The organism is Ralstonia sp. NFACC01 (assembly GCF_900115545.1).
Classification (GTDB): Bacteria; Pseudomonadota; Gammaproteobacteria; order Burkholderiales; family Burkholderiaceae; genus Ralstonia; species Ralstonia mojiangensis.
Genome location: NZ_FOWV01000006.1, coordinates 270,772 through 291,801, shown reverse-complemented (window position 1 = coordinate 291,801; position 21,030 = coordinate 270,772). Strand labels below are relative to the sequence as shown.

22 protein-coding genes are annotated in these 21,030 nt (G+C 63.6%); 12 read left to right on the top strand and 10 right to left on the bottom strand.

Going from position 1 to position 21,030, the window contains the following annotated elements; all coding sequences use genetic code 11:
• The first annotated feature begins 2 nt into the window (after nucleotides 1-2).
• The 5 genes from ctaD (at nucleotide 3) to BM136_RS17435 (ending at nucleotide 3,626) form a co-directional block, all read left to right on the top strand.
• Complete coding sequence (gene ctaD, locus BM136_RS17450; protein WP_092973475.1) at nucleotides 3-1,607, top strand: cytochrome c oxidase subunit I; 1,605 nt, start codon at nucleotides 3-5, stop codon at nucleotides 1,605-1,607.
• Nucleotides 1,608-1,668: 61 nt separating this feature from the next.
• Nucleotides 1,669-1,800 (top strand): cytochrome oxidase small assembly protein, encoded by a 132-nt coding sequence (locus BM136_RS25510; RefSeq protein ID WP_009277177.1) that lies wholly within the window; start codon nucleotides 1,669-1,671, stop codon nucleotides 1,798-1,800.
• Between the two features lie 49 nt (nucleotides 1,801-1,849).
• Nucleotides 1,850-2,458, top strand: a complete 609-nt coding sequence (locus BM136_RS17445; protein ID WP_092973473.1) for a cytochrome c oxidase assembly protein — start codon at nucleotides 1,850-1,852, stop codon at nucleotides 2,456-2,458.
• A 4-nt stretch (nucleotides 2,459-2,462) separates the two neighbouring features.
• Nucleotides 2,463-2,675 carry a DUF2970 domain-containing protein gene (locus BM136_RS17440; RefSeq protein WP_024976749.1) on the top strand — a complete coding sequence of 71 codons (213 nt, stop codon included), beginning with the start codon at nucleotides 2,463-2,465 and terminating at the stop codon, nucleotides 2,673-2,675.
• 90 nt (nucleotides 2,676-2,765) lie between these two features.
• Complete coding sequence (locus BM136_RS17435) at nucleotides 2,766-3,626, top strand: cytochrome c oxidase subunit 3 (protein ID WP_012761058.1); 861 nt, start codon at nucleotides 2,766-2,768, stop codon at nucleotides 3,624-3,626.
• A 126-nt stretch (nucleotides 3,627-3,752) separates the two neighbouring features.
• On the opposite strand, the gene BM136_RS17430 is transcribed toward BM136_RS17435, so the two are convergent.
• The gene (locus BM136_RS17430) at nucleotides 3,753-3,962 is read right to left on the bottom strand and encodes a twin transmembrane helix small protein (RefSeq protein WP_024976747.1); all 210 of its coding nucleotides are present in this window, start codon (nucleotides 3,960-3,962) and stop codon (nucleotides 3,753-3,755) included.
• 69 nt (nucleotides 3,963-4,031) lie between these two features.
• Here BM136_RS17430 and BM136_RS17425 point away from each other — a divergent pair, with 69 nt between their 5' ends.
• The 5 genes from BM136_RS17425 (at nucleotide 4,032) to BM136_RS17405 (ending at nucleotide 8,243) form a co-directional block, all read left to right on the top strand.
• Nucleotides 4,032-4,802 (top strand): SURF1 family protein, encoded by a 771-nt coding sequence (locus tag BM136_RS17425; protein WP_092973471.1) that lies wholly within the window; start codon nucleotides 4,032-4,034, stop codon nucleotides 4,800-4,802.
• A gap of 52 nt (nucleotides 4,803-4,854) precedes the next feature.
• A complete protein-coding gene (locus tag BM136_RS17420) occupies nucleotides 4,855-5,511 on the top strand; it encodes an SCO family protein (RefSeq protein WP_092973469.1) in 657 nt (218 codons plus the stop codon).
• A gap of 3 nt (nucleotides 5,512-5,514) precedes the next feature.
• Nucleotides 5,515-6,606 carry a COX15/CtaA family protein gene (locus BM136_RS17415; RefSeq protein ID WP_092973467.1) on the top strand — a complete coding sequence of 364 codons (1,092 nt, stop codon included), beginning with the start codon at nucleotides 5,515-5,517 and terminating at the stop codon, nucleotides 6,604-6,606.
• Between the two features lie 20 nt (nucleotides 6,607-6,626).
• Nucleotides 6,627-7,568 (top strand): heme o synthase, encoded by a 942-nt coding sequence (gene cyoE, locus BM136_RS17410; protein WP_092973465.1) that lies wholly within the window; start codon nucleotides 6,627-6,629, stop codon nucleotides 7,566-7,568.
• 69 nt (nucleotides 7,569-7,637) lie between these two features.
• A complete protein-coding gene (locus BM136_RS17405; RefSeq protein WP_092973776.1) occupies nucleotides 7,638-8,243 on the top strand; it encodes an SCO family protein in 606 nt (201 codons plus the stop codon).
• A 68-nt stretch (nucleotides 8,244-8,311) separates the two neighbouring features.
• On the opposite strand, the gene rpoH is transcribed toward BM136_RS17405, so the two are convergent.
• Nucleotides 8,312-9,241, bottom strand: coding sequence for an RNA polymerase sigma factor RpoH (gene rpoH, locus BM136_RS17400; RefSeq protein WP_092973463.1), 930 nt, complete (start codon nucleotides 9,239-9,241; stop codon nucleotides 8,312-8,314).
• Nucleotides 9,242-9,440: 199 nt separating this feature from the next.
• Nucleotides 9,441-12,359, bottom strand: coding sequence for a sensor domain-containing diguanylate cyclase (locus BM136_RS17395; RefSeq protein ID WP_092973461.1), 2,919 nt, complete (start codon nucleotides 12,357-12,359; stop codon nucleotides 9,441-9,443).
• 241 nt (nucleotides 12,360-12,600) lie between these two features.
• Between BM136_RS17395 and BM136_RS17390 the strand changes: the two genes are divergently transcribed.
• Nucleotides 12,601-13,005 carry an OsmC family protein gene (locus tag BM136_RS17390; RefSeq protein ID WP_092973459.1) on the top strand — a complete coding sequence of 135 codons (405 nt, stop codon included), beginning with the start codon at nucleotides 12,601-12,603 and terminating at the stop codon, nucleotides 13,003-13,005.
• A 13-nt stretch (nucleotides 13,006-13,018) separates the two neighbouring features.
• Nucleotides 13,019-13,888 carry a pirin family protein gene (locus BM136_RS17385; protein WP_092973457.1) on the top strand — a complete coding sequence of 290 codons (870 nt, stop codon included), beginning with the start codon at nucleotides 13,019-13,021 and terminating at the stop codon, nucleotides 13,886-13,888.
• 14 nt (nucleotides 13,889-13,902) lie between these two features.
• Here BM136_RS17385 and ybiB read toward each other — a convergent pair whose 3' ends face one another.
• The 7 genes from ybiB to BM136_RS17345 all read right to left on the bottom strand — a co-directional run bounded on the left by ybiB (nucleotide 13,903) and on the right by BM136_RS17345 (nucleotide 20,943).
• Entirely contained in the window at nucleotides 13,903-14,913 is a 1,011-nt protein-coding gene (ybiB, locus tag BM136_RS17380; RefSeq protein WP_092973455.1) for a DNA-binding protein YbiB, read from the bottom strand.
• Between the two features lie 369 nt (nucleotides 14,914-15,282).
• Entirely contained in the window at nucleotides 15,283-15,687 is a 405-nt protein-coding gene (locus tag BM136_RS17375; protein ID WP_092973453.1) for a VOC family protein, read from the bottom strand.
• Between the two features lie 102 nt (nucleotides 15,688-15,789).
• Nucleotides 15,790-16,380, bottom strand: coding sequence for a Crp/Fnr family transcriptional regulator (locus BM136_RS17370; RefSeq protein WP_092973451.1), 591 nt, complete (start codon nucleotides 16,378-16,380; stop codon nucleotides 15,790-15,792).
• Between the two features lie 469 nt (nucleotides 16,381-16,849).
• On the bottom strand, nucleotides 16,850-17,653 hold the full coding sequence (locus BM136_RS17360) for an ABC transporter ATP-binding protein (protein WP_092973449.1): 804 nt from the start codon (nucleotides 17,651-17,653) through the stop codon (nucleotides 16,850-16,852).
• Nucleotides 17,654-17,672: 19 nt separating this feature from the next.
• Nucleotides 17,673-18,524: a nitrate ABC transporter permease gene (gene ntrB / locus BM136_RS17355; RefSeq protein WP_092973447.1), complete on the bottom strand. Its 852-nt coding sequence runs from the start codon at nucleotides 18,522-18,524 to the stop codon at nucleotides 17,673-17,675.
• A 53-nt stretch (nucleotides 18,525-18,577) separates the two neighbouring features.
• Nucleotides 18,578-19,858, bottom strand: a complete 1,281-nt coding sequence (locus BM136_RS17350) for a CmpA/NrtA family ABC transporter substrate-binding protein (protein WP_092973445.1) — start codon at nucleotides 19,856-19,858, stop codon at nucleotides 18,578-18,580.
• Nucleotides 19,859-20,304: 446 nt separating this feature from the next.
• Entirely contained in the window at nucleotides 20,305-20,943 is a 639-nt protein-coding gene (locus BM136_RS17345; RefSeq protein ID WP_092973443.1) for an ANTAR domain-containing response regulator, read from the bottom strand.
• Nucleotides 20,944-21,030 lie beyond the last annotated feature (87 nt).

Genomic DNA, 21,030 nt, shown 5'->3' with positions numbered 1-21,030 from the left:
CGATGAGCACCGCTGTTACGCACCCGCAAGATCACGCGCACGGTCATGGAGACGACCACGCGCACGACCATCCGCACGGCTGGCGCCGTTGGCTGTTTGCGACCAACCACAAGGACATCGGTACGCTGTACCTGCTGTTCTCTTTCATGATGCTGCTTTCGGGCGGCACGCTGGCCCTGCTGATCCGCCTTGAGCTGTTCCAGCCCGGCTTGCAGTTCTTCCATCCGGAGCTGTTCAACCAGTTCACCACGCTGCACGGCCTGATCATGGTGTTCGGCGCGATCATGCCGGCCTTCGTGGGCTTTGCGAACTGGATGATCCCGCTGCAGGTCGGCGCGTCCGACATGGCCTTTGCGCGGATGAACAACTTCAGCTTCTGGCTGTTGCCGCCTGCGGCGCTGCTGCTGGTGGGCTCATTCTTCGCACCGGGCGGCGCCACGGCTGCCGGCTGGACGCTCTATGCACCGCTGTCGGTCCAGATGGGCCCGGGCATGGACATGGCGATCTTCGCGATCCACATCATGGGCGCATCGTCGATCATGGGCGCGATCAACATCATCGTGACCATCCTGAACATGCGCGCGCCCGGCATGACGCTGATGAAGATGCCGATGTTCTGCTGGACGTGGCTGATCACGGCGTACCTGCTGATTGCTGTGATGCCGGTGCTGGCTGGGGCGATCACCATGGTGCTGACCGACCGCCACTTCGGCACGAGCTTCTTCTCGGCTGCAGGCGGCGGTGATCCGGTGATGTACCAGCACATCTTCTGGTTCTTCGGGCACCCCGAGGTGTACATCATGATCTTGCCGGCGTTCGGCATCGTCAGCCAGATCGTGCCGGCCTTCGCGCGCAAGCCGCTGTTTGGCTACAGCTCGATGGTGTACGCCACGGCGTCGATCGCCATCCTGTCGTTCATCGTGTGGGCGCACCACATGTTCACGACCGGCATGCCCGTCACCGGTCAGCTGTTCTTCATGTACGCGACGATGCTGATTGCGGTGCCGACCGGCGTGAAGATCTTCAACTGGGTGGCCACGATGTGGCGCGGCTCGATGACGTTCGAGACGCCGATGCTGTTCGCGATCGGCTTCATCTTCGTGTTCACGGTGGGCGGCTTCACTGGCCTGATCTTGGCCGTGGCCCCGATCGACATCCAGCTGCAGGATACCTACTACGTGGTGGCGCACTTCCACTACGTGCTGGTGGCCGGCTCGCTGTTCGCGCTGTTCGCGGGCTTCTACTACTGGGGTCCGAAGTGGTCGGGCTACATGTACAGCGAGACGCGGGGCAAGATCCACTTCTGGGGTTCGATGATCACCTTCAACCTCACGTTCTTCCCGATGCACTTCCTGGGGCTGGCTGGCATGCCGCGTCGCTATGCCGACTATCCGCAGCAGTTCGCCGACTTCAACGCCGTGGCGTCGATCGGTGCACTGGGTTTCGGCCTGATGCAGGTGTATTTCTTCTTCTTCGTGGTGCTGCCGTCGTACCGCGGTGGCGAGAAGGCCGCCGACAAGCCGTGGGATGGCGCGGAAGGCCTGGAGTGGACCGTGCCGTCGCCGGCGCCGTTCCACACCTTTGAAGAACCGCCGCACGTCAAGTAATGCAGGTGTCGCGGGGCCGGCTGCCGATACTGGCGCTGGCTCCGTGATCCTCCGGACAACGATGTCGAATCCAGAAAAAAGCCCAACGCCCGAGCAACGCGCTGCCAACCGCCGTCTGGGTCTCATCCTCGGCACCATCGCGTTGGTTTTCTTTCTGGGTGTGATTTTCAAGCGCGTGGTATTCGGCGGCTAGCCGGGCAAGCGACGCGCTGGTCGCTGAACCGAGATTTCGCGAGACCTCTATGAGCCAGACACCGGCGCAGCCGGATCCGACCCAAAACGACAAAGCCCTCGAGCGCGGCCTCAACCGGTCCATGCTCGGCAAGCTGGCCGTTGTGGTCGTGATCATGTTCGGCTTCGGCTACGCGATGGTGCCGCTGTACAAAAAGATCTGCGAGCTTACGAACATCAACGTGTTGAACACACGGGATGAAGATGGCGGCGCGCTGCGCAATTCGCAGGTCGACAAGACGCGCACGATCACGGTGGAATTCGATTCGAACAGCCAAGGGCCGTTCCGCTTCCGCCCTGTGAAGAACAGCATGGATGTGCATCCCGGCGAGATCAACCAGATCGTCTACGAGGTGGTGAACAAGGAGGGGCGTACGGTCGAGGCGCAGGCCATCCCAAGTTACGCGCCCAAGCAGGCAACCGAGTTCTTCAAAAAGATTGAGTGTTTTTGTTTCAAGCAGCAGACGCTGACGGCCAACGAATCACGTGAGATGCCGGTGGTGTTTGTGATTGATCCGGATCTTCCCAAGGACGTGAAGACGATCACCTTGTCCTACACTTTCTTTGAAATCCACGCGCCGTCGGCTATTGCGCCGGCGATGCCGAACAAGGGAACGTGAGGACATGGACGAACTGAAGGAAGCGACCAAGCGACGCGCATCATTCGCACAGACGATGAAGGCGGTGTTCTGGTCCTTCTTCGGTGTGCGCAAGGGCCGCGATCATGACCGTGACATGGCGCAGTTGAATCCCGTGCACGTGATCATTGCGGGCATTCTGGCGGCGGTCATGTTTATCGTTGTGCTGCTGTTGATCGTGCGGGCAGTAGTCGGTTAAGAATTGAGAAGGTTGAGGAGACGGCCCGAGCAGCATGGGCCGGGCAACATCGATTGGATTCTTAAAAAAAATAGAGCTGGAGAAAAAGAGATGAGTGCGAATCGAGCAAACGCTCCGTACTACTTCGTGCCCGGGCCGTCGCGGCATCCGATTACGGCAAGCCTCGGCCTGCTGATCGTGCTGTTGAGCTCCGCTGCATGGGTGAATGCTCAGCCCTGGGCCCCGTGGACGTTCCTGGTCGGCCTGCTGTGGTTCCTCTTCGTGCTGCGCGCGTGGTTTGCTGACGCCATCTCCGAGTCTGAGACCGGCAAATACGGCGACCGCGTGGATGCGTCGTTCCGCTGGTCGATGAGCTGGTTCATCTTCTCGGAAGTGATGTTCTTCGCGGCGTTCTTCGGCGCGCTGTTCTATGCCCGCACGATTGCCATGCCGTGGCTGGGCGATCTGAACAACAAGCTGCTGTGGCCTGACTTCAACGCGCTGTGGCCGAACGCTGGGCCGGCCGGCACGGTCGCTCCATTTACGACGATGGGCCCGTGGCCGATTCCGACCATCAACACGGCGCTGCTGCTGACTTCGGGTGTGACGCTCACATGGGCACACCATGCGCTGCGTGAAGGCAAGCGCGCGCAGGTCATCCAGGGCCTGCTGCTGACGATTCTCCTGGGCTTCACGTTCATGGGTTTCCAGGCGTTCGAGTACATCCACGCCTATCACGAACTGAACCTGAAGCTGACGTCGGGCATCTACGGTTCGACGTTCTTCCTGCTGACGGGCTTCCACGGCTTCCACGTGACCATGGGCGCCATCATGCTGTCGGTGGTGCTAGGGCGTGTGATCAAGGGCCACTTCACGCCGGAGCATCACTTCGCATTCGAAGGCGCTGCGTGGTACTGGCACTTTGTGGACGTGGTGTGGCTGGGCCTGTACGTGGTGGTGTACTGGCTGTAAGACAGCATCGGATTGGGGCGGCGCAGCGTCGCTCTATGACCTGGCCAACGGCCGGCGAAGACAATGCCGCAGACGGGACACCGCTGCGGCGTTTTCGCTTTTCTGGCCTGACTGATTTGACTTGGGTTATTGGCCGAAACGGATGCCGGTACTGTGGATCCACCCCAGACGGTTCGCGACGAGGATGAAGATGAACAGCGCGATCGAGAAACCGACGCGGAACATCAACGAGCGAACGGTGCGGTTGCTGTGACCCTTGTCGCGCATCAGGAAGAACAGCGCGGAGGCAAGGCTGCCGAGGATCAGCAGAAACGCAATGGCAACGACGATGCGCATGGAGGGCTGCCGGTTGGGCAATGACGGGTTGAAAATGACTGCCGAGCATTATCGCACCGGGGCCGAGCGATGACCGGGCGCGTGCCGATGCGGCAGTGGTTTGCGCCTGTGCCGATGTTGGCAGGCGTGGCGCTGATCGCGCTGACGTGCTCGCTCGGGCGTTGGCAGCTTTCGCGTGCGCACGAGCGCATCGAGCGCCAGGCCCGCATCGTGGCGCTGGAAAATGCACCCGCCCAGCGCATCACCGCGCAGCCCGTGACAGCAGAGTCCGTGATGTACCGGCCGGTGCTGCTGCGTGGAACGTTCGACGTGGCGCACACGGTGCTGCTTGAGAACCGTCCGCACGTCACCAACGACGTATCGCGCCCGGGTTTCGAGGTGCTCATCCCGCTGAGGCTGGAAGGCGCCGGCGGGCGCGCCGTGTTGGTCGACCGGGGCTGGTTGCCGCGCGATCCGGCCGACCGCACGCGCATCGCGCCGTACACCACGCCAGCGGGCGAAGTGCAGGTCGAGGGGATGGCGGTGCCGCATGCCAGCCGGGTCTTCAGTCTGGGCAGCAAGGGCGGCGCTGATGAAGTCGGCCAGCGACTTAGGCAGAATATCGACCTCGACACCTTCTCGCGCGAAATCGGCGTGCCACTCCAACCGTTCGTGGTGCAGCAGCAATCCGACGTGGAGGACGGCCTGTTGCGCGATTGGCCGCGCGCAGACCTCGGCGCTGAGCGCAATTACGGCTACGCATTCCAATGGTTTGCGATGGCGGCGGCAGTGTTTGGGCTGATGGTCTTCTACAGCGTGCGGCGTTATCGCCGCTTGGTGGGCACCTCCGAGCCCGCCTGAACACGAACTCGCGTTGCGGCTTAGTGCCGCAGCGGAATGTATTGGGAATCACATGGTGAATCAGGAATCCGCACCCGGCGCGCCGGGCACACTCGGGGCGTCCGAAGACCCGCGCATCGACGCGCGCACACGTCGGGGCCGCTGGATGATGCTGTTGCTTCTGTTGGTGTGTGCCTCTCCGGTGATCGCGTCGTACCTCGCGTATTACGTGTTCACCCCGGCCGGCGGCAAGGCGGCGTACGGCGCCTTGGTCGATCCGCAGCGCCCCATCCCGAGCGGCCTGATGGTGCAGGACGAGCACGGCGCTGAAGTGCCGCTCGCCAGCCTCAAGGGCAAATGGCTGATGGTGTCGGTGGATAGCAGCGCCTGCGACGACAACTGCGCGCGCAAGCTGTTCACTATGCGCCAGCTGCGCATCGGCCAAGGCCCGGACCGCGACCGCATCGTCCCCGTCTGGCTGGTGACCGACCGCGGTGAAATCGACCCCCGCCTCATCAAGGCCTACAACGACGATTACGGTGCCGTGCGCTTCCTGCGCGCCCCCGATCTGCCGAAGAACTGGCTTGCCGACGGCAAGACGCCGCCGACGGACCACCTCTTCCTGGTCGATCCGCTTGGCAACCTGATGATGCAGTTCCCGAAAGATCCGGACCCGAAGAAGGTGCGTGGAGACATGACGCGGCTCTTGAAGTATTCGCGCATCGGATAAGCCATGCTGCTGCAACTTGCTTCCATCGGCATCCTGATCGCGCTGATCCCGCTGTGCTACGTGCTGGTCAAGGGGGATCGCAACAAGTACCGCAAGCTGGTGTGGATCACCGCTTTCCTCACGCTCGACCTGATCATGTTCGGCAGCTTCACGCGTCTGACGGATTCAGGCCTCGGTTGCCCGGACTGGCCGGGCTGCTACGGCACGTCCAACCCGTTCCACGCCCGTGACGACATCCATGCCGCACAGGCCGCCATGCCGAGTGGCCCGGTCACGTGGATGAAGGCGTGGATCGAGATGACGCACCGCTACTTCGCGCTCGCGCTGGGCGTGCTGATCATCACGCTGGTGGTGCTGGCGTGGCTCAAGCGCAAGGAGCTGAAGCAATCGCCTTGGTATGCGACGGCCGTGCTGGCGCTGGTGTGTGTGCAGGGTGCCTTTGGCGCGTGGACGGTCACGCTCAAGCTGCAGCCGGCCATCGTGGTGACACACTTGCTGCTCGGCATGTCGTTGCTCGCCGCGCTGATCCGGCTCGGCTGCAAGAACGATGTGCCGCGTGTGGTGGACGAGCGTGGCGCCTCGTTGCGCATGGCGGCGGCCATCGGGCTCGTGCTGCTCGTTGTGCAGATTGCCCTGGGCGGCTGGGTCAGCACGAACTACGCTGTGCTGGCCTGTACCGATTTCCCGCTGTGCAACGGCCAGTGGGTTCCGCCAATGGACTTTGCGCACGGCTTCACGTTCTGGCGCCAACTCGGCAAGACCGCCGGCGGCGACTTTATCTCGCACGATGCGTTGGTGGCTATCCATTGGACGCACCGCGTGTTTGCAGTCGCTGTGCTGAGCTACCTGGCGTGGCTGGGCCTGCGTGCGCGTCGCATCGACGGCATTGGCCGTGTCGCGACGGTGCTGCTCGTTGTGCTGGCCGTGCAATTGGCGACCGGACTTTCGAACATCGTGCTGGGGTGGCCGCTGCTGGCCGCCGTGGCGCACAACGGCGGCGCGGCCGTGTTGCTGTTGCTGATGGTGCGTCTGCATTACCTGATCGGGCTCGCGCAAGCGCGGGCGCCGATGCCTGTGGCGGCTGCCGTCGTCTGAATGCCGTCTGAACGTCTTTTATGAATACCGTGGCAACCCCAACAACTTCCACTCAACTTCCTGGCTGGCGAACGACCGCATCGCAGTATGCGGCGCTCACCAAGCCGCGCGTCACGCAGCTTGCCGTGTTCTGCGCCGTGATCGGCATGTTCCTGGCCACGCCGGGCATGGTGCCGTGGCCGGTACTGGTCGGCGGCGCGGTCGGCATCTGGCTGTTTGCCGGCGCCGCCTTCGCCATCAACTGCCTGGTCGAGCGCAAGATCGACGCGATGATGCGCCGCACGGCGTGGCGCCCCTCGGCCAGCGGCGAGCTGGGCACGCGGCAGATCCTGGTGTTTTCAGTGGTGCTGGGCGGTGCGGGCATGTGGACGCTGCACGTGTTCGCCAACGACCTGACGATGTGGCTCACGTTCGCGACCTTCATCGGTTACGCGATCATCTACACGCTGCTGCTCAAGCCGGCCACACCGCAGAACATCGTGATCGGCGGCCTCTCGGGGGCGATGCCGCCAGCGCTGGGCTGGGCGGCCGTCGCCAACAGCGTGCCTGCCGAGGCGTGGATCCTGGTGCTGATCATCTTCTCTTGGACGCCGCCGCACTTCTGGGCGCTCGCGCTGTACCGCCGCGCAGACTACGCAAAGTCCGGCCTGCCGATGCTGCCAATCACGCACGGCGAGAAATACACGCTGCTGCATATCCTGCTCTACACCCTCATCATGATTGCCGCGACCATCCTGCCGTTCGTCTACGGCATGAGCGGCTATATCTATTTGGCGACAGCGCTTGTGCTCGGCTTCGGCTTCCTGTCGTATGCGTGGCGCATGTACCGCAAATATTCGGACGCACTGGCGCAGAAGACTTTCCGCTATTCGATCATCTACCTGTCGATCCTGTTTGCCGCACTACTGGTGGATCACTACTTCAAGTTCGGCCCGGCGCTCATGCAAAGCGCGGCGCTGTGACGCACAGCACCGCCAGCAAGCGTGTGCCGTTGGCGGTACGCTAGGCGGTCTGTTTCCAACACGATGACCATGCTCTCTTTCCGACACTTCCGCGCCGCGCTCTTCGCCATGCTGGCCGTCGCTGTGCTGGCGCTGACGGCGTGCAGCGACAAGCCCGCCTTCAAGAACCTCGACATCACCGGGTCCAAGAGCTTTGGCACCGATTTCTCGCTGACGGACCACACCGGCAAGCGCCGCACACTCGAAGATTTCCGCGGCAAGGTCGTCGTTATGTTCTTCGGTTACACGCATTGCCCCGATGTTTGTCCGACCACGCTGGCCGAACTGCGCGCTGTGATGGAAACCCTCGGCAAAGACGCCGATCGCGTCCAGGTGCTGTTCGTCACCGTCGACCCGGAGCGCGATACGCAAGACTTGCTGGCCAAGTACGTGCCTGCGTTCGATCCGCGCTTCATTGGCCTGCGTCCGGCAAACGAAGCTGAACTCAAGAAGGTCGCGTCTGATTTCAAGGTGTTCTACAGCAAGGTGCCGGGCAGCTCGCCCGACAACTACACCATGGACCACACTGCCGGCAGCTACATGTTTGACCCAAAGGGCAACCTGCGTTTGTTCATCAAGCACGGCCAGGGCCCCGAGCCGATCGCCCACGACATCAAGCAATTGCTGGCCGACTGATCTCCGGTCGCCGCGCAAAGAAAAAGCCCGCCAAATTGGCGGGCTTTCTTTATGGCGAGGCGGGCAGCTTAGGCGAAGGCCTGCAGCGCACCCTTCATCTTCTTCATCGCGGCCGATTCGATCTGGCGAATGCGCTCGGCTGACACACCAAACTCGTCAGCCAGCTCGTGCAGCGTCGAGCCGCCCGATCCGTCGTCATTCACGTTCAGCCAGCGGGCTTCAATGATGCGGCGGCTGCGGTCGTCCAGCTTGGCGAGGGCAGCTTCGATGCCTTCACTTTGCATGCGGTCGTTGCCGCGAGCTTCGATCACGCGGGTCGGCTCGTTGTGCGTGTCCGCCAGATAGGCGATCGGGGCAAACGACTCTTCGCCGTCGTCCATCTGGCCTTCCAGCGCGATGTCGCCGCCCGAGAGGCGCGTTTCCATCTCGCGCACTTCAGTGCCCTTGACGTTCAACTCGGCCGCTACGGCGTCGATCTCATCCGAAGTGAAGGTCGCCTGCGCATCCTGCTTGTGGCTGCGCAGGTTGAAGAACAGCTTGCGCTGGGCCTTGGTGGTGGCCACCTTGACCATGCGCCAGTTCTTCAGGATGTACTCGTGCATCTCGGCCTTGATCCAGTGCATCGCGTACGAGACGAGACGCACGCCCTGATCCGGGTCGAAGCGCTTGACGGCCTTCATCAGACCGATATTGCCTTCCTGAATCAAGTCGGCATGCGGCAGGCCGTAACCGAGGTAGCCACGGGCAATCGACACCACGAGGCGCAGGTGCGAGAGCACCAGCCGGCGGGCGGCATCGAGATTGTCGTTGTCGCGGTATTCGCGGGCCAGACGCTGTTCTTCTTCGGCCGTCAACATCGGCACACGGTTGACGCTCTGGATATAAGCGTCGATGTTGCCCAGGTTGCCGGGGAACGCCAGCGCCCATCCATTACCGGCGTTGCCGGACGGCTGGGTGGCGATTGCGGAAACGGTATTCACGGGGATGACTGCGTTCACTCAGGACTCCTGTCGAAATCCAGTAGAGGTTTGGAAAGGCATCTTAGCACTCCAACCGGATGAGTGCTAATAGGACATTTTTGTCCGGTTAATAGTTCCCGTAAATCAGGGTTGATTCTTCAATAGTGTGATGTTTGCGGCGCAACAAAAAGGGCGCCGCACCCAGTCATAGACCGCAGTGGGCGGTATCGGTTCTCGACTATGCCGCCGTGTTACGGCCGCGTGACTTCGCCCAGTAAAGTGCGCGATCGGCTTCGCGCAGGGCGGCGTCGGGGTCACGTACTTCGGGGCCCGGGCAGGCCACGCCAATGCTCGTTGTGACGTGGAGCACCGTGCCATCGGGCAGGTGAATCGGGGGGCGGATCGCGCCAACGATCTTCTGCGCGGTGTGCAGCGCATCGTCCGGGGCGTCGATGGGGTCGAGCAGGATGATGAACTCGTCACCTGCGAGGCGGGCGACGGTGTCTGTGCGGCGCACGGCACGTTGCAGGCGGTGCGCGACCTCCACCAGCACAGCATCGCCGGCGGCGTGGCCGTAGGTGTCGTTGATGTGCTTGAAGTGATCCACGTCCAGATAGAGCACGCCCAGCGGCGCGGGCAGGCGCTGCCGGCGTTCCAGCGCGGCGCGCAGGCGCTCGTAGAGTTCGTAGCGGTTGGGCAGGCCGGTGAGGGCATCAAAGCGTGCCATGCGCGAAAGCTCCATCTCGCTGCGCTTGGCTTCGGTTACGTCCTGCACGAAGGCGTAGAAACCGCAGCGGCCGTCGCGCGCTTCTCCGGCATCGGGGACGAGCTGGCCGCGGAAATGCCGGGTGCGGCTGCGCGGGCCGTTGGCGTGCGGCTTTTCGTACCAAGGCGCGGTGATCTCGAATTGGACGGATTCTCCGCGCCGGGCGCGCACCAGATACGGTGCCAGCAAGGCGTACGTGCCCGGCGTGAACACGCGCTCCGGCATCTGGCCGCAGACCTCCTCGGGCGTGCGCTGCAGCCAGCGTGCATGCGTGACGTTGCAGAAGGTGAAGACGCCGTCGGGGTTGATGTGCGACACCAGCAGCGGCGCGTTGTCGAGCACGAGCTTGAGTGCGCGTTCACTGCGCGCCAGGGCCAGCTCGGCGCTCGTGCGGGCCGTCAGATCCTGCAGCACCGAGAAATAGCCGCGCAGCGTGCCGCGATCATCATAGTCAGGAAAGTAGTGGCCGCTCAGGTAGCGGGGCACGCCGGTGCGCATGGACTGGATCTCGAATTGCACCGGGTAACCGGCCAGCACCTCCGTCATGTAGGGCAGCAGCGCGCGGTAGTCCTCGGGGGCGTAGATGTCGCGCACATGGCGGTCGAGCAGCTCGTCTTCATTGCGGCCGAAGGCTTCGAGCAGCGTGCGGCTGGCAAAGCGGACGATGCCGTCAGGGTCGACATAGCTGAGCTGCGCGGGCACGTTGTCGGCCACCAGGCGCAGTTGTTCGCGGCTGGCGCGCAGGGCGTCACGGCGGCGCTCGAGGCTTTCGTTGGCGGTGCGCAGCGCACGTTCGGACGCGGCGAGCCGGTTGGCAAACGGCCGTACCGTCAGGCGAATGGCCAGCACGCTGCCAATCATCAGACACAGCATCAAGGCCGCAAGCCGCTCGAACTGCACACGCATCGGGGCATACAGCTCGGCGCTGGCGATCTTGCTGATCAGCGCCAGACCTGTGTGGCCGATGGGCGTGTAGCTGAACGACGTCGGCATGCCGTGGATGTCCTGCCACTGGCCGTAGCCGGCCTGACCCGCCAGCGCCAAGCGCGACGGCAGCGGCCGATGATCGACCGTAAGCAGCGGCAGCTCGAACACATACGCGTCAAAGCGCTGCGGAAACGACATGGCGCGGCCGCGCGCATCAAAGCCCGACATCGCCAGTGTTTCCGTCATCCCCGTGCCGCGTTGGTTGGTGTAGCGGCCTGTCATGTGGGCGAGCGGTTGCTCGGCGACCAGCCAGCCGATCTGCATGCCGTCTGCCATGACCGGTGTTTCGGTGCGCATGGCAAAGCCATGTACCCATTGCAGCGTGACGCGCTCGGGCGCGAGGCCGGCGTGCAGCGGTATCGACAGTTCGGGTTCAAGCGTTTGCGTCCCCAGGCTGACGATGCCCTCGCCGGCGAGCGTACGCAGTTGCAGGTACGAGTAGCCTTGCTCGCGATACGCCTGCAGCGCGCTCGCGCTGCGCAGGCGCGCTGCGTTGTCGGCCGGATGGCGCAGTACTTCCTGGATGTGCGTGGCAGCAGCCACCAGGCGCGGGTTTTCTGCACGCATGGCGAGCAGTTGGTCGAATTCTTCAGCGTAGCTGGAAAGCGCACGGGCCCGCGTGGTACCGAATGTCAGGGTGGCGCTATCCACCTGGATGATGAATGCCGTGATGGTGGCCCCCAGCCCTGCCACCACCACACAGCCGCCGCTGATCCAAACGATGGTGTCTTCCGGCGACAAGCGCAGGCGCAACAGGCCAGGATGCCTGGCCACCGCGGCGCACAGCACGCCCGTGACCACCAGCAGCGAGCAGACGGCAGCCACGTCCGAGGCGCGCCACCGCAGCCACGCCGGATACAGATATTCGAGTGCCATGGCGCGGCCCAGCAGGTCGCCCGCGCAGAGCAGCATCGCCAGGCCGAGGAGCCCACAGAACCACCGCGCGCGGTGCGGTTTGTGCAGCGAGGGGACGAGGCTTAGGGCCGTCGCCGATGCGGCCATCGCCAGCGCGTGGCTGGGGTGCATCCCGCCAATCCATCCGGTCACCCATTGGCGGTCGAACCAGGCGTGCAGGCCAGGAAAATCGAGCCCGATCGACCATCCCGTGATCATCTCGGCCAGTCGCAGCGTAGACAGCAACGCCACCGCGCCACTCAGCCCGCGTGCCGTCAGGTCTGCCCAGCGGGCGTTGGGTCGTACCGTCCCGACCAGCAGCGCCCCCAGGCCAGCGCCCAGCAGCGTCAGGTTGATCCCCGTGGCGAACACGATCAGCAGCCGGTCCGTGCCCAGCTTCACTGCCCATGGCCAATGCTGCAGCCAGCCGACCATCACGGTCAGCCCGACAAGGACGAGGAGGAAGCCGATGCCGCCGGCAATGGCGACAAGCGGCCGGCGAGGAACCATGCAGGTGAGGCGTAAGCGGGGCGGTTTCAGGGCGGGATGTCTTCTAACCGGAAGATCGGCGTAAAACCGCGCCGCTTGAGCGTTTCCACCCAAATGGGTGGGCCAAATTGCCATGTCTGCAATGTCGCGTGATCGACGGGTCATTGAATGCGGTGCACCCCGCACATGGGCTCACGTCCCGTGCCGTCACGCAAGTTAGCTACACTGCCCGGACATCGCAGACACCGTTACAGGAGCCGTCATGACCATCGTCGTCAGCAAGGACACCGAAGGCCTTTTCCGTCACAAGATCACCTTCCCCGAAGGCGTGACCTACACCGACGTGCCCAAGCCGGCGGGCGAGGGCAGTGCGCCCGATCCGCACGCCTACTTTGATGCAGCATTGGCAAGCTGCAAGGCGCTGACCGTGACGCTGTATGCACGCCAGCGCAAGTACCCGCTCGATTCGATCGATGTGGCCGTCGAGCACGACGGCACCCAGGAGCGCCAGGGCCGTTACAAGCTGCGCACGGTGCTGACCCTGCACGGCGATCTGAGCGACGAGCAGCGCGCCGACCTGCTGCGCGTGGCCGGCAAATGCCCCGTTCACAAGCTGATGACCGAAGTTGAGATCAGCGTCGACACCGAACTTGCCGAGCGCGTCTGAGGAGCTTTCCACCATGACTTCCATTCAGCACATCATCGGTCCGCACGTGCGCGACCTGGGCGGTTTCTCAGTCAAGCGCGTGCTGCCCTCGGCGGCGCGCCAGACGGTCGGGCCGTTCATCTTCTTCGATCACATGGGCCCCGTGGATTTCGCCCCGGGCGAGGGCATCGACGTGCGCCCCCACCCGCATATCGGCCTGGCCACCGTCACGTATTTGTTCGACGGCAGCATGGTCCACCGTGACAGCCTTGGCAGCGTGCAGACCATCACGCCCGGTGACGTGAACTGGATGACGGCCGGCAACGGCATCGTCCACTCCGAGCGCTCCTCGCCCGAGGGACGCGAAAAAGGCGCGCGCGTGCATGGCATCCAGACCTGGGTGGCGCTGCCGAAGGATCAGGAAAAGGTGAACGCCAGCTTCGCCCACCACGCCGCCGACACGCTGCCCAAGCTCGAATGCCCTGGCGTGCAGGGCGTGGTCATTGCGGGGGATGCGTTCGGGCTGACGTCGCCCGTGAAGGTGAGTTCGCGCACGTTGTACGTGGCACTGGAACTGGCGGCCGGTGCGTCGCTGGTGATTCCGCCTGAGCATGCAGACCGCGGGCTGTATCTCGTCGACGGCGCCGTCACCATCGACGGCGAGGTGCTCGAGCCGCAGCACCTCGCCGTGCTGGAACCCGGCGGCGACGTAACGCTCACCGCGCAGGCATCGTCACGCGTGATGCTGCTGGGCGGCGACCCGACCGACGGCCACCGCCACATCTACTGGAACTTCGTCGCCAGCGACAAGGCCGACATTGAAGACGCCAAGCAGCGCTGGGAGGCCGACGCCTTCGCCCACGTGCCGGGCGAGACGGAGCGCATTCCGCTGCCGTCCAAGTAAGACCGAGCGATCGATCAGGCAGCCTGCGCCGGTCGTGCACACCGCACGATCGCGCGGACCTGCTTGGCGATCGGCTCCGGCACCGGCTGCTCGCCGTTGAGCACCGCTTCAATCCACCGCGCCGTTGCCGCCACGTCCGTCCCCGCAGGCAATTCAGGCGGCGCATCGCTTGACCCTTCCACCGCTTCAATCACGGTTTCGTGTGATCCGTCGTGCAGCCACTCCACCGCGCTGCCGCGCCGAGCATCGGCCACGGTCTCGCCTTCGGTGCCGCGGGCGAGCAGCACATTGGCCGGATGGCGCAGGAAGTAGTCGGTGAGCGTGTCGCGGTATTCCGGGTGCGTGTAGCTCACCAGCCGTAGCGCCTCGTGCGGGGCGTGTCCGCCAATGGGCTGCAGCATCTTCACCACCGTGTGGGCCGAATTGCGCAGGCCGACGATCTCGCGCTTGTCCAGCAGCGACGCCAGCTCGGGCGATAGCACGTCGATCGGCACGTAGGCCAGGCGATCGCTCTCCAGGCGCTCGCGGGCGTCGTCCATGTGTTCGCAAACGGGCCAGCCGAGTGCTTCGAACAGCGCCGCCGTGGTGATGCGGCCGTCGAAGCGGCGGATGCCATGCACCAGCACCGGCACACCTTCGCGCGCCAGCAGCTTGGCCAGCAGCGGCACGAGGTTTGGCTGGCGGCGGGCGCCGTTGTAGCTCGGGATGACGACCGGCAACGCGCGCTCGGGCGTATCCGGTGCCGGCAGCGGCCGGCAGTGCGCATGCGTGGCTTCCAGCATGCCGTCGAGTTCTTCCGGGGTCTCGCCTTTGATGCGGTAGGCCATGAGGATGGCGCCGAGCTGCACGTCGGAGATGCGGCTTTCCAGCATGGCGGTGAAAAGCGCGCGGGCGTCGTGCTTGACCAGGGCGCGGGCGCCGTCTGCGCCGCGGCCGATTTCCTTGATGAAGCGGGCAGCGGGGAAGGGGCCGTTGGCGAAGGCGTCTTCAGTGGCGGTGGCGGGGAGGATGGGGGGAGCGGGCATCAGGATGTGGCGGGGGTGTTTGCTTGGGTTTGATCATAGCGCTGGGGTTTGCGCTGGCGCTAGCGTGGGACGTGGGATGTTCTTTGTTGGTGGTGCATCTCTTATTTCATCCCCTGCCGGGGCTGAGTCACTTTCTTTGTCTTGCCAAAGAAAGTAACCAAAGAAAGGCGCGCCCGAGATGGCGAAAGACTCCTTGAATTTATGTCGCAGGGAGGGGAAGGGAAAAACTCGCTTCGCTCAGACAGTTTCCTTTCCTTTTTCCTCCCGGCAACAGAAATTCAAGGCGCCATCTAGGGCAGGAACTTCAACGGCCACACCGGCGGTGGGCCGGGCGTGGCGATGTGCACGTCGTTGCGTTGGCGCCGGGTGTCACGAACTGATGGCGGCGGGATCCATCCAGATGGCTTCCCAGATGTGGCCGTCCAGGTCGGCCAGGGCGCGGCCGTACATGAATCCCAGGTCCTGCTTCGGGTTGATGTCGGCCGTGCCGCCGCATTTCACTGCTGCATCGTTCATTTGGTCGACGGCGTCTTTGTTGTCGCAGGTCAGGGCGAGCATCACTTCGCTCGACCCGCTTTGCAGGAGCGGGCGGCTGGTGAACGTTTGCCACTTTGCGTGCGTGAGCAGCATCACGAAGATCGACTCGCTCCACACCATGCAGGCGGCCGTGTCATCGGTGAATTGCGGGTTGTTCGCGAAGCCGAGGGCTTCGTAGAAGGCTTTGGATTGCTGCAGGTTTGCGACAGGAAGGTTCACAAAGATCGACTTCGTCATGACAGGTCTCCTTGGTTGAGGGCGAGCACCGCGCTTGCCTGCCTGAACGATACGGGCGCGAAGATCGTAGGCGCATTGACTATTGGTAAGACGCGACCCAGCTCACCCAACACCAAGGGCAATCGCCTTTCTCAGACGGCTCAGGCTCTCGGGAGTAATACCAAGCCAGGCGGCGATGTGATGCTGCTTCAGACGCCTGTGCAGATCGGGTTCACTGCTGATGAAATTGCGATAGCGCTTCATGGCGCTGTCGTGGCGGAAGGCGATTTCAACCGGCTCCTTTTCGATGATCCAGTGGCGCTCCATGTAATGGATGTAGAACGCCGCGATATCCGGGAAGCGCGCCGTCAACGACCGAAACGCGGCGAAGTCGTACTCCAGGACGCTGCAGTCTTCGATGGCGGTGATCGTAAATTGGCTGGGTTTGCCAAGCAGCGTCGCACTGACCGAGCCGGCAATCCGGCCCTCCGGAAAGAAATACTTGATGACCATGTCTCCCTCGGGCCCGACATAGTGCTGGAAGAACAGGCCCTCAAGAACAAACGCAAACCGTGTCGGCACTTCGCCCGCGGCCACGAGCGACTCGTCCTTCCGGTATTGCCTGGGTTGCAGCAGAGAAGCCCACGCCCGCTCAGCCTCTTCCGAGATCTCCGCATAGGTCCGGACTTTCTTGAAGAACGCTTCCGTGTCCACTCGATCACTCTCCTGGCTTGGCAAAGCGAACTACCCCGAGGGAAAGCTGCAGGGTCAAAGCTCGCCCCCGCATTTGTACCAGAACGGTTTTCCACCAACCCAGCCAGAGAAAGCATCAACACAGATGAAGTGTCCAGGGCATCCAAACAGGGAGCGAAGCGAACCGCCCACCTACCACCAACGCTAGAGGTTTACGCAAACGGCCAAACCACGCCGGTTTGGCCGTTGAAGTTCCTGCCCTAGATGGCGCCTTGAATTTCTGTTGCAGGGAGGAAAAAGAAGGGAGGCCTGTTTGAGCGAAGCGAGTTTGCCTCCCTTCCCTCCCTGCGACATAAATTCAAGGGGATGTCGCCATCTCGGGCGCGCCTTTCTTTGCTTACTTTCTTTGGCAAGACAAAGAAAGTGGGTCAGCCCCGGCGGGGGATGAAAGGGAGTCAGACCACCAAGGCCAAAATCAAAAACCAAAAAATCAGGCCGCCTCCGCCACCGGATGCCTCTGCTTCCGATACAGAAAATCCAACACCGCCGTCCGGCAAGCGTGATAAGTCGCATCCTCCGCCAACGCCATCCGATCCCGCGGCCGCGGCAAATCCACCGTCAACACTTCGCCAATCGTCGCAGCCGGCCCATTCGTCATCATGACGATGCGATCCGCCAGCAGCACCGCCTCATCCACATCGTGCGTGACCATCACCACCGTGCTGCCGGTAGCGGCCACGATCTTCAGCAGCTCATCCTGCAGATGCGCCCGCGTCAGTGCATCCAGGGCGCCAAAGGGCTCATCCATCAGCAGCACCTTAGGCTCCATGGACAGCGCCCGCGCAATCCCGACACGCTGCTTCATCCCGCCAGAAATCTCGTGCGGATGTTTCTGCTCTGCATGCGTGAGTCCCACCAGCGCCAGCGCCGCATGCGTACGTTCACGCAACTGCCCCTTCGTCTCCGTCTTCCCAAACACACGCTCGACGGCGAGATACACGTTGTCAAAGCACGTGAGCCACGGCAGTAGCGAGTGGTTCTGAAACACCACCGCCCGATCCGGCCCCGGCCCCGCAATCTCGCGCTCGGCGAGGATCAATCCACCCGTGGTCGGCCGCGTGAGGCCGGCAATGAGATTGAGCAACGTTGATTTGCCGCAGCCCGAGTGCCCGATGAGCGCGATGCACTCACCGCGCGCCACCGTCAGGTCGATGTCGCGCAGGGCGACGAACGGGCCGCGCTTGGTCTTGAACGTCTGCCCGACGTTTTCAATGCGCAGGAATTTGTCTGTCATGGCGCTCCCCCCATTTCCCTTAAACCGCGTCGTACGAGAAGCGCCGCGCAATCGCCAGCAGCGCGTGCTCGAGCAGCAAGCCCACCACGCCAATCACGAAGATGGCGATGACGATGTGCTCGACCTTCAGGTTGTTCCATTCGTCCCACAGCCAGAAGCCGATGCCGACACCGCCGGTGAGCATCTCCGCCGCTACGATCACCAGCCACGCCGTGCCGATGGACAACCGCACGCCCGTCAGCATGTACGGCAGCACCGCCGGAAACAGCACGCGCGTGAACACCTTCCATTCGGACAGGTTCAGCACGCGCGCCACGTTCAGGTAGTCCTGCGGCACGCGCGTCACGCCCACGGCAGTGTTGATCACCATCGGCCAGATCGAGCAGATGAAGATCGCCCAGATGGCCGCCGGGTTGGCGGACTTGAACAGCAGCAGCCCAATCGGCAGCCACGCCAGCGGCGACACCGGCCGCAGCAGGCTGATGATGGGCGAGGCCATCGCGTTGAGAAACGCAAAGCGCCCGATCAGGAAGCCCGCCGGAATGCCGATGACCGCCGCCATGCCAAAGCCCGCACCCACGCGCGCCAGCGATGCGAGCACGTTCCAGCCTACGCCCTGGTCATTCGGCCCATTGCGATAGAACGGATCGGCGAAGAGCGCAACGGCCGCTTTCCACGTCACCGCCGGTGTCGGCAATGCGGGGATGGCCGTGGCAATGCCCTGCCACGCCAGCACAAACAGAACCAAGCCCAGCACCGGCGGAAAGCCGCGCACCACGGCAGCGACAAACCAGTCGCGCGCAACGAACCGGCGACGTTCAGGGGCGGCGTCGGACTGCACGCCGGACAACGTTTTGACGAGCGTGTTCATGTCGGGCTCCATCGACGTGAGGACCGCAATCAGAATTCAGGAGGGCAACGGCGTCAGGCTTTCAGCTTGAAGCCGTCCGCATACGCGGCGGGGTTCTTCGCATCCCACACCACGCCGTCGATCAACTTGGCCGTGCGCATGTCGCTCTTGGGCAGCGGCGTGCCGGTGGCGGTTGCCGCCTGCTTGAAGATGTCGATGCGGTTGACCTGCTTGGCGACGGCCAGGTAATCCGGATGCGCCTTCAGCAACCCCCAGCGCTTGTGCTGCGTGAGGAACCACATGCCGTCCGACAGGTACGGGAAGTTGACCGCGCCATCGTGATAGAAGCGCATCGGGTCCGGGTCGTCCCAGGTCTTGCCCAGGCCGTTCGAGTAGCGCCCCAGCATGCGGTCGAGAATGATGTCCATGTCGGTGTTGACGTAGGACTTGGCGGCGATGGTCTCGGCCGTCTTGCGGCGGTTCGAGGCCGACGCATCGATGAACTTGCTTGCCTCCAGCACCGCGGCGGTGAGCGCACGCGCCGTGTTCGGATACTTCTGCACGAACTCCGCCGTGGTGCCGAGCACCTTCTCGGGGTGGTCTTTCCAGATGGCCTGTGTTGTCTCGGCGGTAAAGCCGATGTTGTCGGCAATCGCGCGTGCGCCCCACGGCTCGCCCACGCAGAAGCCATCCATGTTGCCCACGCGCATGTTGGCCACCATCTGCGGCGGCGGCACGGTGATCGCCTTGGCGTCCTGCAGCGGGTGGATGCCGTGCGCGGCCAGCCAGTAGTACAGCCACATCGCATGCGTGCCGGTCGGGAAGGTCTGCGCGAACACATATTCGCGCTTGTCCTTCGCCATGACGGCTTTCAACGACGCGCCATCCTTGACACCTGCTTCCTTGAGCTTGGACGACAGCGTGATCGCCTGGCCGTTGTTGTTGAGCGTCATCAGCACGGCCATGTCCTTCTTGGGCCCGCCAATGCCGAGCTGCACGCCGTAGATCAGGCCGTACAGCACGTGCGCCGCATCCAGGTCGCCCGACACCAGCTTGTCGCGCACGCCCGCCCACGAGGCTTCTTTCGACGGCGTGATCTTGATGCCGTACTTCTTGTCGATGCCCAGCGTGGACGCCATGACCACCGAGGCGCAGTCCGTGAGCGGGATGAAGCCGACCTTCAGCTCCGTCTTCTCGGGCGCATCGGAGCCGGCGGCCCAGGCCCCGGCACGCACCAGCGGATCGATCAATGCCACGGCACTGCCTCCTGCAATCGTCGCCGCGGCTTTCATGATGCTGCGGCGCTTGGGGTTGATCGGGTTGACGAGAGCGTCGGTCTTGTCTGGCGCGGCCATCCATGGCTCCAAAGAAAAAGCGTCCCGACGCACGGCCGCCGCCCATCCGCAAAGAGGGTCGCGCTGCCGTGCATCGGGACGCCGTTGTCCCGTGCCGATACCCACGTTGGCACCGGCTTCGCAGCGACACTTGCAAGGGGTATGCCAACGTTGAGGGATGGGGCTCGGCGTTTCGCGTTCGGAGCTCCACGGGCCGAGCTTTTTGCTCGGCGCCCCGAGCTCAGAGCTCCGCGTGCGAGGCTTTTTGCTCGGCAATTGGAGCTCAGAACTCCGCGCGTGAGCCTTTTAGCTCGACGATTGGGGTTCGGAGCTCCGCGCGTGAGGCTTTTAGCTTGACGGTTGGGGTTCGGAACTCGGCGTGTGAGGTTCGGAACGCCGCGCGCGACTGGTGCGTTTCCAGCGCCGGAGTTGTGCGGCGCACCAAAACTGGGCGGCGGCCCGACCGCTCAACTGGCCATCACATCGATCACGCGTTGGGCAGCTTCCACCAGCTTGATGTTGCGGTCCATCGCCATCTTGCGCAGGCGTTTGAAGGCGTCGTCTTCCGACAGGCTCATCTGCTTCATCAGGAGGCCCTTGGCGCGTTCCAGCACTTTGCGTTCGGCCAGCTGCGTCTTGGCGGTGTCCAGCTCGGCGCGCAGTGCACTCTCATGCTCGAAGCGAGCGTAGGCAACATCCAGCACGGCCTTGACGCGCGTGGGCTTGATGCCGTCGACGATGTAGGCCGTAATGCCGGCGGCAAACGCCGTCTTGATGCGCGTGGCGTCGTCGTTGTCGGTAAACAGCACGATCGGGCGGGGGGCGTGCTGCGTGGCCACGCAGACGTGCTCGATGGTGTCCCGCGCGGCCGATTCGGACGCGACGATGACCATGTCGGGCTGTGTCTCGGCAATGCGCTCTGGCAGCGTCAGGTCGGCATCCGCCAGGCCCACATCCACAAAGCCCGCCTCGGCCAGTCCGGCGCGGATCAGCTCGAGGTTGATCTGTTCAGCATCGAGCGGATCGCGCACCAGCAGCACGCGCATCGGCGCAGCCGGGTGCGGGGCGGCGGGCGGGGCAGATGGGGCGGGTGGTTTCGTTTGCATGGTGCAAAGTGGGGCAGAGTGCACGCCACTCATGCAAGAACCGCGCCGGGCCGGTGCGGGTGTATTCTCGCAAACTCGTCGGTCGCC